12 protein-coding genes are annotated in these 13,373 nt (G+C 46.5%); 4 read left to right on the top strand and 8 right to left on the bottom strand.

The genetic code is table 11. The annotated features are described in order from the left end of the window. Positions 1 to 122: 122 nt before the first annotated feature. Positions 123 to 2,495, bottom strand: a complete 2,373-nt coding sequence (ppsA, locus tag J8Z23_RS19635; protein WP_006741382.1) for a phosphoenolpyruvate synthase — start codon at positions 2,493 to 2,495, stop codon at positions 123 to 125. A gap of 251 nt (positions 2,496 to 2,746) precedes the next feature. Between ppsA and ppsR the strand changes: the two genes are divergently transcribed. Further along, entirely contained in the window at positions 2,747 to 3,583 is an 837-nt protein-coding gene (gene ppsR, locus J8Z23_RS19630; protein ID WP_005392709.1) for a posphoenolpyruvate synthetase regulatory kinase/phosphorylase PpsR, read from the top strand. A gap of 84 nt (positions 3,584 to 3,667) precedes the next feature. Here the strand turns inward: ppsR and ansB are convergent, their stop codons facing one another. Both ansB and J8Z23_RS19620 read right to left on the bottom strand, forming a co-directional pair. Then, complete coding sequence (gene ansB / locus J8Z23_RS19625; RefSeq protein ID WP_434635794.1) at positions 3,668 to 4,732, bottom strand: L-asparaginase 2; 1,065 nt, start codon at positions 4,730 to 4,732, stop codon at positions 3,668 to 3,670. Between the two features lie 369 nt (positions 4,733 to 5,101). Next, positions 5,102 to 6,358 carry an adenylosuccinate synthase gene (locus J8Z23_RS19620; RefSeq protein WP_104973443.1) on the bottom strand — a complete coding sequence of 419 codons (1,257 nt, stop codon included), beginning with the start codon at positions 6,356 to 6,358 and terminating at the stop codon, positions 5,102 to 5,104. Between the two features lie 105 nt (positions 6,359 to 6,463). Here J8Z23_RS19620 and J8Z23_RS19615 point away from each other — a divergent pair, with 105 nt between their 5' ends. The 3 genes from J8Z23_RS19615 to J8Z23_RS19605 all read left to right on the top strand — a co-directional run bounded on the left by J8Z23_RS19615 (position 6,464) and on the right by J8Z23_RS19605 (position 8,423). Further along, positions 6,464 to 7,333, top strand: a complete 870-nt coding sequence (locus tag J8Z23_RS19615; protein WP_006741384.1) for a LysR family transcriptional regulator — start codon at positions 6,464 to 6,466, stop codon at positions 7,331 to 7,333. A gap of 3 nt (positions 7,334 to 7,336) precedes the next feature. After that, positions 7,337 to 7,729 carry a ribosome recycling factor family protein gene (locus tag J8Z23_RS19610; RefSeq protein ID WP_301658762.1) on the top strand — a complete coding sequence of 131 codons (393 nt, stop codon included), beginning with the start codon at positions 7,337 to 7,339 and terminating at the stop codon, positions 7,727 to 7,729. 79 nt (positions 7,730 to 7,808) lie between these two features. Next, positions 7,809 to 8,423, top strand: a complete 615-nt coding sequence (locus J8Z23_RS19605; protein ID WP_047008055.1) for a LysE family translocator — start codon at positions 7,809 to 7,811, stop codon at positions 8,421 to 8,423. A gap of 94 nt (positions 8,424 to 8,517) precedes the next feature. Here the strand turns inward: J8Z23_RS19605 and J8Z23_RS19600 are convergent, their stop codons facing one another. From J8Z23_RS19600 to J8Z23_RS19580, 5 genes are all read right to left on the bottom strand, one after another. Further along, positions 8,518 to 9,039, bottom strand: coding sequence for a DUF2058 domain-containing protein (locus tag J8Z23_RS19600; RefSeq protein WP_301658763.1), 522 nt, complete (start codon positions 9,037 to 9,039; stop codon positions 8,518 to 8,520). A gap of 47 nt (positions 9,040 to 9,086) precedes the next feature. Next, entirely contained in the window at positions 9,087 to 9,863 is a 777-nt protein-coding gene (locus J8Z23_RS19595; RefSeq protein ID WP_005392716.1) for a maleate cis-trans isomerase family protein, read from the bottom strand. A gap of 56 nt (positions 9,864 to 9,919) precedes the next feature. Next, entirely contained in the window at positions 9,920 to 10,879 is a 960-nt protein-coding gene (locus J8Z23_RS19590) for a cyclodeaminase (RefSeq protein WP_046875814.1), read from the bottom strand. 14 nt (positions 10,880 to 10,893) lie between these two features. Further along, positions 10,894 to 11,868, bottom strand: a complete 975-nt coding sequence (eutB, locus tag J8Z23_RS19585) for a hydroxyectoine utilization dehydratase EutB (protein ID WP_048624770.1) — start codon at positions 11,866 to 11,868, stop codon at positions 10,894 to 10,896. 86 nt (positions 11,869 to 11,954) lie between these two features. Continuing rightward, complete coding sequence (locus tag J8Z23_RS19580; protein ID WP_074190436.1) at positions 11,955 to 13,361, bottom strand: aspartate aminotransferase family protein; 1,407 nt, start codon at positions 13,359 to 13,361, stop codon at positions 11,955 to 11,957. Positions 13,362 to 13,373 lie beyond the last annotated feature (12 nt).

Genomic DNA, 13,373 nt, shown 5'->3' with positions numbered 1-13,373 from the left:
ACTTTGATAATGAAATTGACTAAATGGCGATCTTGAGAGAGGAATCACGAACTGATTGCGAAATGACGTATGAATAACAAAGCCCTCACAAGGGGATTGTGAGGGCTTGAGTTTTTAGTGCGTTACTTGCTGCTAACTTTACCGAGCTGTAACCAAGTATCGATAACGGTGTCTGGGTTTAGTGAAACAGAGCTGATGCCTTGCTCCATCAACCATTCCGCCAAATCTTCATGATCTGATGGGCCCTGACCACAAATACCTACGTACTTGCCAGCTTTGGTTGCTGCGTCAATTGCCATTTTCAGCATGATTTTCACCGCCGCGTTACGCTCATCAAATAGGTGAGCAACGTCGCCAGAGTCACGGTCCAGACCAAGCGTTAGCTGAGTCATGTCGTTTGAACCAATCGAGAAGCCGTCAAAGTACTTCAAGAACTCATCGGCAAGTACCGCGTTGGATGGCAGTTCACACATCATGATGACTTTCAGACCTTGGTCGCCACGGCGCAGATCAAACTTCGCTAGCAAATCAATCACTGATGCAGCTTCGCTTGGTGTACGCACGAATGGGATCATGATTTCAACGTTCTTCAGACCCATTTCGTTACGAACGCGTTTGATAGCTTGAGTTTCTAACTCGAAGCAATCTTCAAACACTGGAGAAATGTAACGAGACGCACCACGGAAGCCGAGCATTGGGTTTTCTTCATGCGGTTCGTAGGCTTTACCACCAACCAAGTTGCTGTATTCGTTAGACTTAAAGTCAGACATACGAACGATGACGCGTTTTGGCCAGAAAGCAGAAGCGATAGTCGCGATGCCTTCAGTCAGCTTGCTCACGTAGAAATCGATAGGATCTTTGTAACCACGAATGCGCTGTTTAATTTCTGCTTTTAGCTCATCGCTTTGCGCATCAAAGTTAAGTAATGCTTTCGGGTGAATACCGATCATCTTGTTGATGATGAACTCTAGACGAGCAAGGCCAACACCTTCGTTTGGAATCTGAGCAAAGTCGAATGCGCGATCTGGGTTGCCCACATTCATCATCACTTTGGTCGGCAGTAGTGGCAGTTCATCAACAGAAGAGCGTTTTACATCAAACTCAAGTTCACCTTGGTAAACGTAACCCGTTTCGCCTTCTGCACAAGATACGGTCACTGTTGCGCCATCAGTCAGTTTGCTTGTCGCATCGCCACAGCCAACGATTGCAGGAATACCGAGTTCACGAGCAATGATTGCTGCGTGACAAGTACGTCCGCCACGGTTGGTAACAATAGCAGAAGCTTTCTTCATCACTGGTTCCCAGTCTGGGTCAGTCATGTCTGTAACTAACACATCACCTTCTTGAACCAATGACATTTGGTCCAGAGAGTCAACCAAACGTACTGCACCTTTACCGATACGTTGACCGATTGCACGACCTTCAATCAAAACATCTGCTTTGTTTTGTAGCTCGTAGCGCTCAATCACGTTTTGTTCCGTTTGTGAACATACGGTTTCAGGACGCGCTTGAACAATGTACAGTTTGCCGTCGATGCCATCTTTTGCCCACTCAATGTCCATTGGACGCTGGTAGTGCTTCTCGATGATCATCGCTTGTTTGGCGAGCTCTTTGATCTCTTCGTCGTTCAGTGAGAATGTGTTGCGCTCTTCATCAGAAGTATCAACGATATCAACTTGTTTGCCGATCTCTTGGTTGTCAGAGTAGATCATTTTGATCAACTTAGAACCAAATGTTTTCTTAACGATCGGGTGCTCACCTGCTTCAAGCATTGGCTTATGAACGTAGAATTCATCAGGGTTTACTGCGCCTTGAACGACCATTTCACCTAGGCCCCATGAAGAGGTGATGAAGACAACTTGGTCGAAACCAGACTCAGTATCAAGCGTAAACATTACACCCGAAGAAGCTTTGTCTGAACGCACCATACGTTGGATACCCGCAGATAGCGAGATACCACGGTGGTCGAAACCTTGGTGTACACGGTAAGAGATCGCACGGTCGTTAAATAGAGAAGCGTAAACGTGCTTAGTTGCTTCTAGTACTGCGTCGATGCCTTTCACGTTCAAAAACGTTTCTTGCTGACCAGCAAAAGAGGCATCAGGCAGGTCTTCTGCCGTAGCAGATGAACGAACTGCGACTGAAAGCTCAGGGTTGCCTTCAATCAGTTCTTGGTAGTTTTCACGGATTTCTTGTTCAAGGTCCGCAGGGAAAGGGGCCTCTAATACCCATTGACGGATGGTTGCACCTGTCTTACGCAGAGCTTCCACATCCTCAACGTCTAGTTCATCAAGTAATTGGTGAATACGCTCATCCAAACCTTCGTGGTCAAGGAATTGGTTAAACGCGTATGAGGTTGTCGCAAAACCATTTGGTACAGAAACGCCTGCGTTCGCTAGGTTAGAAACCATTTCGCCAAGTGAAGCATTCTTACCGCCGACTTTGTCGACATCATCCATGGATAGGCCATTGAACCAGAGGGTGTTCTTTTGCATGTCTTTCTCCAGAAACATTGCAGCTTAGTAGGGGGACTTAAATCGCTCTAAACAATCGCATGTTGGCTGTTATTACACTTTGACCATACATTGCTTCATTTAGATTGATATCAAAGGCAAACGATTACGTTCTGGCTGAAAAAAATTCAAAAGAATTTTTAAAGCTGTGGTGAACCTAACTGAAAGCCAAACTGATTTATTAATATTATGTTTACCATCCTACTCAAAAGATTTTGAAAAATTAAACAGAAATGCAAATAAATAACCAAAGTCGTGATGTGTTCTATGTTTCTGACGGTACGGCGATAACATGTGAGACATTAGGGCATGTTGTTCTCGGTCAATTTCCGTTCATTCCTAACGAAAAAACCTTTCCGTTCGTAGAAAGCCAGGACAAAGTTGCTGACGTTGTAAAAGAAATTGAAACTTCCTACCAACGCAATGGCGTCAAACCTCTGGTGTTTTTCTCTATCGTGGTGCCAGACGTACGTGAAATGCTGCTGGAAGCGCCTGCATACAGCTACGATGTGTTGGAAAGCATTGTACAGAAAGTGCAAGACGACATTCAGATGGCACCAAAACCCAAGTTGCAGCGTTCTCGCAGTGTGGGGAAAGATTCCGATACTTATTTCGACCGTATCGCGGCCATTGAATATACATTGGCGCATGATGATGGCATCACGCTAAAAGGGTTGGAACAAGCCGATATCATCCTGCTGGGAGTATCGCGCAGCGGAAAAACCCCCACCAGCCTATATATGGCGATGCAGTTTGGTTTGCGTGTCGTGAACTACCCATTTATCGCGGAAGACGTGAAGATGATGCGCTTGTTGCCTGAGTTTGAGATCCATCGTCATAAATTATTCGGGCTTACTATCGACCCTGAACGTTTGACTGAAATCCGTGAGAATCGTTTGTCTGGAAGTGATTACGCCAGTACTGAGCAGTGTAAGTTGGAGCTAGACACCGTAGAGGCGTTGTTTAGAAGAGAGGCGATCCCATACATCAATACGTCCTCTCTCTCTGTGGAAGAGATCACCACGCGTATTCTTGAAAAAGCAGGGATGAAGCGCCGTTTGTTTGGTTAACAGGGGGCACCAACATCGTCGTGTGCAAGAGGAGGCGAGTAACTCCTCCTCTTGTGCATCTAAAGATGCCTTACACAGAATGATTTAATAGTATTGGAACATCTTTTGGATGTCTTGATAGTTTTTGGTTTGAGTCAGTGACAGCATCAGTAAGATACGTGCTTTTTGTGGGTTTAGTGTGCCTGAGGCAACAAAGCCATATTTGTCGTCATCAATTTCAGCATCCAAAGTGGTTGAGCCGGTTGGTGTGCGAGAGCTCCTTACAACTACAACGCCATCTTTGCTCGCTTTTTCTAGCTCATCAAAGACCGTGTGGTACAAGTTACCATTACCCACACCAGCACTTACAATACCGTCAAACTTGGCATCAACAAAGGCTTTGACTGGTAAGCTCGACGCATTGGCATAGTTATAAACAATGCCTACTTTAGGTAGCGTGTTGAGTTTTGATACATCGAATGGTGTTTCTGTGGTGTGTTTACGCTCTGGGCTTCGTTGATATTTGGCATCGCTATTATGAATGTAGCCGATAGGGCCAAAGTGAGGTGACTGGAAAGTACTGACGGAAGTGGTGTTTGTTTTAGTTACGTCTCGCGCATCGAATATAGTGTCATTCATCGCGACTAACACGCCGCGCCCTTCAGAATCTTCATCGGTGGCTGTCACGACGGCGTTGTATAAATTAACTGGGCCATCAGCACTCATTGCGGTGGAAGGACGCATTGCACCGACGATCACGACTGGCTTTTTGCTCTTGACGGTCAGATCAAGGAAGTACGCGGTTTCCTCTATCGTATCAGTACCATGAGTGATGACGATACCGTCAACATCATCTTGAGCGAGCAGTTCGTTGACTCGTTTGGCTAATTTAAGCCATACCTCATCATTCATATCTTGTGAACCAATACTGACCACTTGCTCTCCGGAAATATCGGCAATGTTGGTCATGCTCGGAACGGCAGAAATCAATGATTCGACACCGACTTTACCTGCGGTGTAGTTTGACTCTGTCGCAGATTGACCTGCTCCAGCTATGGTGCCACCAGTGGCAAGGATTTTAATGTTCGGAAGATCGGATTGCGCAAAAGAGAACGAACTGATGCATAAACCGAGAGTTATTGTACTGAGGCGGAAAAGATTTTTCGTCATGGGAATCACCTGCTGTTAGGTTGGATGTTGGGGAACTCATCTATCCTAAAAACAGCGGGTTAGATTTTTTGAGCACTAGTTCAACAAATTGCAGATGAAGATCGTGATCAAGCAATCAGTTAAAGAACATTAATTCAAACAATTAACTTAAATAACGTGCTTCTTTAACAAGTGAGATGTACTAATAACGTGCACAATGCGTTATATGCTCTAATCTATTGATTGATAAATAAAGAGGGAAGGTAGGCGCGATTAGGTTACTAAACACGAATTGAGAAGTGCAATTTCTTCAAAGTTTACAGTGTAAAAAAAGCGGCTTTACCCCGGAACAGATAAAAGCCGCTTGCCAATGATGTGTTAATTCACATCTTATCGCATAATCATTTGTTCACGACCTGGACCAACAGAGACCATTTTTACTGGTACGCCCATCAGTTCTTCAATGCGTAGAACGTATTTCTGTGCTGCTACTGGAAGTTCTTCAAACTTACGACAACCTGTGATGTCCTCGCTCCAGCTTTCCATCTTCTCGTAGATTGGCGCAAGAGATGCAGTTTGAGGCCAGATTGGGTTTTCGCTGTGGTCGCCTTCGTAGCCAACACAGATTTTCAGATCGTTAAGACCAGTCAAACAGTCTACTTTCGTTAGTGCAATTTCAGTTGCGGCTTGAAGTTCAACACCGTTCTTTGTTGCTACTGCGTCGAAGTAACCCATATCGCGTGGGCGACCTGTAGTTGCACCAAACTCGCCTGCAAGTTCGCGGAAAGCGTCTTGCTCTTCCATTGCCGTGATCAACGTACCAGTACCTACTGATGAGCTGAATGCTTTTGCAACCGCAATAACGCGTTCAGGACGAAGTGCTGGAAGACCACTGCCGATACCCGCGTACATTGATACAACGTTAGAAGATGTTGTCCAAGGGTACTCACCGTAAACAAGGTCACGACCCGCGCCAAGCTGCGCTTCGAACAATAGAGTTTTGTCTTTCGCCTGTAGTTCTTTTAGAGGAAGCGTTACGTTGCAAATTGAATCGCGCCAAGGTGCAGACACCTCTAGCAACCAGTTCGCCATTTCTTCAGCGGTTTGTTCAAACTCGAACGTCGGGTAAAGCGCACGCAGTTGCGGCAGTTTCCAATCCATCATGAATTGAAGGCGTTCAACCAATACTTCTGGTTGCTTCAACCAACCAACTAGGATGCCTTTCTTCATTACGCGGTCACCGTACGCAGGTGCAATACCTTGACGAGTTGAGCCGTATGCTTTGTCGCCTAAACGCTGTTCTTCTAGCGTATCTTCTAGTGCGTGTAGAGGTAGACACAGTGTTGCGCGATCAGAGATGCACATATTCACTTTTACGCCCGCTTCTTCAACTTCCGCAATCTCCTGAGACAGCAACGCAGGGCTGATAACCATACCCGGACCTAACACTGCCAAACAGTCTGGGTTGAATACGCCACTTGGTAGCTGGTGCAGCTTAAACGTACCTAGATCGTTAACCACGGTGTGACCCGCGTTGTTACCACCTTGGAAACGAATGCTCGCAGAAGCTTGCTCTGCCAAAAAGTCAACGATGCGGCCTTTGCCTTCATCACCCCAGTTTGCACCCACAACAACGATAGACGACATAATTTAATCTCCAAAAACAGATGCAAAAATCTTAAGGCGTTCGCCATAATAAGAGAAATTAATTATACTCATTAACTTGATAAGAATTTCATATCGGAATTGGCAATGTTAGATTTGAACTGGCTGCGAACCTTCGTAACTCTTGCAGAGGTAAAGCATTTCGGCAAAACAGCGACGGAACTGCACATGACGCAGCCGAACGTAAGTTTGCATATCAAGCAGTTGGAGCAGGCCACGCGCACGAAATTGATTGAGCGAAACCCTGTACAGCTGACGCAGGCGGGGAAGCGTTTGTTAGATACGGCGCAGCGGATGCTTAATGAGCTGCAAATTTGCCAATCGGATCTCAATGCCATCAACGATCTCACGCAAGGGACGCTCTCTATCGCGGCAAGTGATATCGTTTCGCGTTTACTGCTTATCAAACCATTTCAGCAATTCAAAAGTGAATACCCGGGTATCGACTTGGCATTGTTCAATACCACGTCTTCTCAAGCGGTGGATTTGGTGAAAAGTGCGCGTGCCGATATCGGCTTTGTTATCGCACAAAAAGAGAGTCAACCGCTGCATTTTACGCCTCTCACGCAGATTCATTGGTGTGCGTTCGGCGATAACATTTTTGAGTGGCAGGACAATCGAAAAGAGAGCCAGACGTTGATTCTGCTAGGGCACGACACGCGAACCCGTGAGCTGATAGATGCGTCTTTACCTGAGTTAAATCTGCCGAAGCATCGCGTGATGGAAGTGGGCAGTGTGGAAGCACAAATCGACTGGGCAGAAGCGGGGTTTGGGACCGCCATTGTGCCGGATTTCTCTCTTGATCCGAGGTTAATGCTTTCCCGAGAAGTCACGCCTTTGCCTAGTTTTCCAAACACCGATTTCGGCTACATTGTGCGCCAAAATCAGGTACTCTCCAAAGCCGCCAAACAGCTACTCACTTGGGTTGGAGAGAATGTGTCAGTGGTGGGAGAGTAACGGATGAAAGATGACGACATTATTGTTTCGCTGCCTTCTCTGATTCATCGCATTGGCGGTGAGAATGCTAAACGCATTAAAGTCATTGCGGCGGATTGCGGGTGTGACGTTAAGCGAGTTAGGCGCTCACGTCATTGGCAAGTTTCTGGAGAAGCTTTGAACTTAAAAGCGTTACTTGATCAGCTAAAAGCAGGGCAGTGTGAAGAGCTAAGGTTTGTGATGAATAAGTTGGAGAAAGGGTTATCCGTTCATCAGGACAAACTGGAACCGTTGGAAGAAAAACTGATTCGGTTGGTGGCGCAAAACCCAAATATCACCTTGGCGGAGTTAATGACAGAAACGCACTGTACGATTGCGCAAGCCAGATCAGCTCGGTTTGAAGCGGAAATGCTCTAGCGTAGAATTTTTATTTACTCATTCTAGCAGCCAATGTTACGGTGCGGGCTATTACTAAAAATTAAGGCCATTTTTTATCATGGATATTTGGAAGCTCCTCCTTTTTATTCCCGCTTGCTTTGCTCTGAATATGACTCCAGGCCCAAACAACTTATTGGCAATGAATAATGCGCGTTGTTACGGTTTTCGTGCCGCGTTTGTCGCTAGTTTAGGGCGTATTACGGCATTTTCTGGCATGATCGCGTTGTCTGCCTCTGGGCTCGCCGTGATTTTGTACACATCAGAAATGCTGTTTTTAGCGTTAAAGCTGGTGGGTGCGTTGTATCTATTGTGGATTGCATTCAACCTTTGGCGTTCTGACTCGAGCCCGATCTCTGAGTTAACTAACTCACGCAACTATGCAGGGCTTGCGAAACAAGAGTTTACGCTTGCCGCCGGTAACCCGAAGGCGATTCTTATTTTTACTGCATTTTTGCCGCAGTTTGTAGACGTGAACGCCAACGTTCAAGAGCAGTTTTTTGCCCTTGGCTCCACGTTTTTGATTTTAGAAATGGTCGCCATTTCAATTTACGCGATTTTTGGTTTGTACCTTAGACATTGGTTTTCAAATCCAAAAATGGCGAAACGTTTTAATCGGGGATGTTCGCTGTTTTTAGCCGCATCTGGTGTGAATTTGCTACTAAGTAAGCAATAACGCACATCATGTCTGTAGCGTATTTTTTCTATTAAAAAAGAGCCGCGGATGTTATATCAGCGGCTCTTTTCGTTGATGCATCTATTGTTTGTTGTTACCACATCAAGTCATCTGGCACGACGAAATCTGCGTATGGGTCGTCTTCTCCTGGAATGTCCGATTCTGGTTCTTTCTGTTCGATGATGACGGATTCATCACGTTGAGCAATTTTATTCGCTACTCCGCGTGGAATGACAACGTAGCTTTCACCGACAATCGCAATGGCTAGAATGCCTTTAATCAACTGTTCACGGATGAGAGCATCAACATACAGTGACTTAACCAAGGTGCCATGGGTGAAGTTGTACTTAATATCGCCATCTTTTAAGTCGATCTTGTTCATCTCAATCAATTGATTGATTTGCGCTTTGATCTCTTTATTCAAACGTTCGGCATTTTGCTGTTCGCTCAATTGTTTATCACGCTCTAACTGTTGGCGTTTATTCTCTTCAACCGCCGCTTTTACTTCGCGTGCTTGAACGCGTGATTTTTTAGAGCCTTTCTTCGCTTTCTTTAGTTTCTTTTCATTAACTAAGCCAGCTTTCAGCATTTGTTCTTGAAGGGTAAGTTTTGCCATGTTTCATCCAGTTAGTGCGCAATTTTGTGCATTTTAGCGAGTCCTTATCAGCAAGGAAAGGGCGATGATGACACGTCGGAGAAATTATCGGACTCAAGCAAACGCAATGCGTCCCAAAGCATCACTTGGTTGGAGCTTAGTACAGGAATACCAAAGCGGCTTGAGAAATAAGGCAGTAGATGCATGACTCGCATGTTCGTGCATGAAATAAATACCGCGTCCACAGTGCAATCAATCGACTCAAGCAGCTGCGCTAAGGCATTTTCTACGTCTTGCCCTCCAATGGTTGGGATATGGGGATCGTAGTCGAGATTGAAATACCCAAAGGCCAGAACGTCAATGCCATGTTCGGTCATGGACTCATAAAGTGGGTGATTGACGTCATTGGTATACGGCGTCAGCATAACGATTCTTTGAGCTTGATGGTGTTCAAGCGCTCTCAGTGCGGCTTGCCAAGGGTTAGTTGTTATGGCTTCGGGTCTCTCTTGACGAATTAAATCAGTGATTTGATCGGAGCCAATGAGCACACTAGCTGACGTACAGCCAAACGCCATGACGTTGATTGGCCACATTGGCACGATGGTGCGTACACACTCGCGGATACTGTTTTGCATGTCTGTTAAGTGCAGAGGATCGACAGTACCTGTGGTGAGAAAGCGTGAAGTGTATAAGCGAACATCTGCGGGTAAATGCTCGCGCCATTCGTTTTCTAGCACATAGTCGGTCGCGAGTTGAATGAGTCCGATTGAACGTTGATAAGTGGATACATCCGCCGAAAAATCAAACTGAGTGGTTAAAGATTGAAACGTACAGAGCTCTGGCATGTTACGGCCCTCAAAAAGTGCGGTGGTTGCCCACCGCCAAAGTCACAGGGAATAAGTTACATCGTGGATTGAATGCTGGTGAGTTGTTGAGCGGTATAGTCAGCGATTGCGGTGTCTTGAACGCCAGTCCCTGTTAAATCACATACCGAAACATCGTCAACACGCCTTGAGTAGGGGTGCTTGCCGCAAATGATGTCGCCAAGTTCGACTAGGCTACGGGTGAGCGGTTTATCTACACTGCGTAGCTCGCCAAGTGATTCTGACTGACTGATTCGATCAACCACCAGATGCTCAGCGTTTAGGATGACCGAGGTGGCAAGCTCACGTTTATGAGGGCTGTCTGAACCCATAGCGATCACGTGTGCTCCTGATGGGATATCTTCCCAATTTAGCAAAGGTTCTTTTGATGGTGTTGTCGTGACAATAATGTCGGCTTCTTGGCATGCTTGCTGGATAGAGGAGTGTACGGATACGGATAGATCGTATCGTTGCTCCATGCGTTGTTTGTAAGCCTGCGATTTTGTGTTGTCTCTTGCCCAGATGTTCACTTGGGAGATTGGCCTAACTAATTTTATTGCAGCGACTTGGAGTTCTGCTTGAAGCCCACTGCCAATAACCGTAATTTTGGATGCTTCTGAGTTCGACAGGTATTTCGCGGAGATAGCGCCGGCGAGAGCAGTACGAATGTCGGTTAGATACCCTTCGTCAAACAATACGCTATCAACCAGCCCTGTTTTCGCGCTAAAGAGCACCATCAAACCATTTAGGCTGGGTAGTCCCAGTTTTGGGTTATCAAAAAAACCTGGGCTGATTTTTATCGCGAAGCGCTCATTACCTTTGATATGCGCCGTTTTTACATCCACTTCGCCGTTATGCTCTTCGATTGCCATACTAAGAATCGGAGGCATAGTGACGTTGCCTTGCCCAAGCGCTTTGAAGCCATTTTCCACGGCCGCTAACGCATTAAGATCTAACTGAGTCACTTGCTCTATCTGAGATTTATTATAGATTTTCATTCGCACGACCTCGGTTATTCTTTGACTTGGCGGCCAATTTTTAATGCCGTCTCAAAAGTGTCTGAAGAGACGTTTTTTCCACTGAGCACCAAAACGACTTTCTTACCGCGTAAGTCCAGTTGATGCTGGTGAATGGCGGCAAGCCCCACTGCGGCCGCGCCTTCTACGGCAAATTTTTCTGCATCGAAAATATCTGCCATGCCTTTGGCGATGTTGTGTTCACTGACTAAAAACGCTTTATCCATGACTTCTTGCACGAGTTTGAAGGTATAGCGATTGTCTAAACCTATGCCGCCACCTAAGCTGTCAGCAAACGATTCGTGCTCTTCAACTTGTACTGGTTTTCCTGCTTTAATGCTTTCTACCATCGCAGCGCCTTTGTCCATGGAAACGCCATACACGTTCACTTTGCTGCTGTTTGATTTTGCGGCTAAGCCAATACCACCAATCAATCCGCCGCCAGATAACCCGGCGAAAATGACGTCGACATCAGGAAGATCTTCAATGATTTCTAGCCCAATGGTCCCTTGTCCGGCGATGATGTCTGGGTGTTCGAATGGTGAGAGATAGGTCATCGACTCTTCTTCTGTTAGCCTCAATGCTTCTCGCTCCGCGTCGTCTTGAGCTTGACCAACTATTCTAACTTCTGCGCCTAATGCTTTAATTGCGTCGACTTTGTTTTGTGGCACTAAATTGGACATACAAATCACGGTGCGGACTCCTAGTCGTTGCCCAGCATAAGCCACGGCACGGCCGTGGTTACCAGTAGAGCAAGTGACGACGCCATGTTGTTTTTGTTCCTCATTCAGTTTGTTCATGGCATGAGTCGCTCCACGCAATTTAAAAGCACCAATAGGTTGTAGTGTTTCCAGTTTTAACCAAATTTCACATTGATATTGTTGCGATAACCGTGGTGAGTGAAGTAATGGTGTGCGACTGACTAATCCGTTAATCGCTTTCTTTGCGGCAAAGATTGCTTGTGTTTCCATGTAGTACGTCTCTTAGGACCGCCCCCTCTAATTTGGTCAGAGGGGGCGGTAATCATTGGTAGGTTTGTGAGTTGGTTAATTCGCGGCTATTTTGGCTGCCACTGTTTAGACGTGACGAGGTTATCCATCACTTTATTGACCGCTTGGTGCGCTTTGTCGACAATAGTGTCGATGTCATTACGATTCGCGATAAGCGGTGGAGCAAAGCCGAGGATGTCACCATGTGGCATGGCGCGAGCGATTAAGCCTTGCTCTAAACAGGCCGCCGCTATTTGCGGACCCACTTTCAAGTTTGGATCAAAGTGTGCTCGGCGGAGTTTGTCTGAAGAAAACTCCAACGCATGCAACAAGCCAACGCCACGAGTATCACCGATCAATGGATGATCGTTAAACGTCTCCGCCATACGTTGCTGCAAGTAAGCGCCGACTTCGGCTGCGTTTTGCACCAAGCCTTCACGTTCAATGATATCGAGGTTACAGTTCGCGGCTGCCGCTCCCATTGGGTGACCGGAGTAGGTATAACCATGTCCGATAGCACCCCATTGGTCGGTGCCGTTTTCTAGCACACTCCAAACTCGTTCACCGACGATCACGCCAGACAGCGGTTGATACGCTGAGGTTAACCCTTTCGCTACCGTGATGAGATCCGGTTTCATGTCGTAGTGCAGTGAGCCAAAATCGGAGCCGAGGCGACCAAAGCCACAGACCACTTCATCCGCAATCAAGAGTACATCGTATTTGTCTAGTACTTTACGAATCGCCTGCCAGTACCCTTCTGGTGGTGGCACAATACCGCCAGTACCGAGCACTGGTTCCGCAATCATCGCTGCCACCGTTTCAGGGCCTTCTTCCAAGATCATCGCTTCGAGTTGATCCGCACAATATTGAGAGAATTCAAGCTCAGACATACTCTCGTCTTCACGGCGATAGTAATACGGCGCCATGGTGTGCTTGATGCGCTCAAGCGGTAAATCAAAATGTGCGTGGAACAGAGGTAGCCCTGTCATTGAACCCGAAGCGATACTTGAGCCATGGTAGCCGCGATCACGGGAGATTATTTTTTTCTTCTCTGGTAGACCACGAGCATTGTTGTAATACCACACCAACTTAAGTTGAGTTTCGTTCGCATCGCTGCCTGACATGCCGTAGTAGACTTTACTCATGCCTTCAGGCGCCATTTTGATGATGCGATCTGACAGTGTCACTAGTGCTTCGTTCGTATGACCGACGTAAGTGTGGTAGTACGCCAGCTCTTTGGCTTGTTCATAAATAGCATCGGCCATTTCAGTCCTGCCATAGCCAATGTTCACACAATACAACCCGGCAAAGCCGTCTATCAGCTCGATGCCTTCTGAATCGGTGATGCGTATTCCGCTTCCGCTCGAGATAATTCTTCCCGAAAGCTCCCCAGCCGCATACTGCTTCAGGTGGGTTGAGGCATGAAATACTCTCTGACGGTCGATCTCTAAAAGTTGTTGGGTTTTGTTGCTCATGATCCTTCTCCT

Origin of the sequence: Vibrio sp. SCSIO 43086 (genome assembly GCF_051132235.1) — a bacterium.
Classification (GTDB): Bacteria; Pseudomonadota; Gammaproteobacteria; order Enterobacterales; family Vibrionaceae; genus Vibrio; species Vibrio diabolicus.
This window is presented reverse-complemented; position numbering and strand designations above follow the sequence as displayed.

Coding starts and splice junctions, on each gene's coding strand:
- ppsA (WP_006741382.1), bottom strand. CDS start 2,495: ATGCAAAAGAACACCCTCTGGTTCAATGGCCTATCCATGGATGATGTC.
- ppsR (WP_005392709.1), top strand. CDS start 2,747: ATGCAAATAAATAACCAAAGTCGTGATGTGTTCTATGTTTCTGACGGT.
- ansB (WP_434635794.1), bottom strand. CDS start 4,732: ATGACGAAAAATCTTTTCCGCCTCAGTACAATAACTCTCGGTTTATGC.
- J8Z23_RS19620 (WP_104973443.1), bottom strand. CDS start 6,358: ATGTCGTCTATCGTTGTTGTGGGTGCAAACTGGGGTGATGAAGGCAAA.
- J8Z23_RS19615 (WP_006741384.1), top strand. CDS start 6,464: ATGTTAGATTTGAACTGGCTGCGAACCTTCGTAACTCTTGCAGAGGTA.
- J8Z23_RS19610 (WP_301658762.1), top strand. CDS start 7,337: ATGAAAGATGACGACATTATTGTTTCGCTGCCTTCTCTGATTCATCGC.
- J8Z23_RS19605 (WP_047008055.1), top strand. CDS start 7,809: ATGGATATTTGGAAGCTCCTCCTTTTTATTCCCGCTTGCTTTGCTCTG.
- J8Z23_RS19600 (WP_301658763.1), bottom strand. CDS start 9,039: ATGGCAAAACTTACCCTTCAAGAACAAATGCTGAAAGCTGGCTTAGTT.
- J8Z23_RS19595 (WP_005392716.1), bottom strand. CDS start 9,863: ATGCCAGAGCTCTGTACGTTTCAATCTTTAACCACTCAGTTTGATTTT.
- J8Z23_RS19590 (WP_046875814.1), bottom strand. CDS start 10,879: ATGAAAATCTATAATAAATCTCAGATAGAGCAAGTGACTCAGTTAGAT.
- eutB (WP_048624770.1), bottom strand. CDS start 11,868: ATGGAAACACAAGCAATCTTTGCCGCAAAGAAAGCGATTAACGGATTA.
- J8Z23_RS19580 (WP_074190436.1), bottom strand. CDS start 13,361: ATGAGCAACAAAACCCAACAACTTTTAGAGATCGACCGTCAGAGAGTA.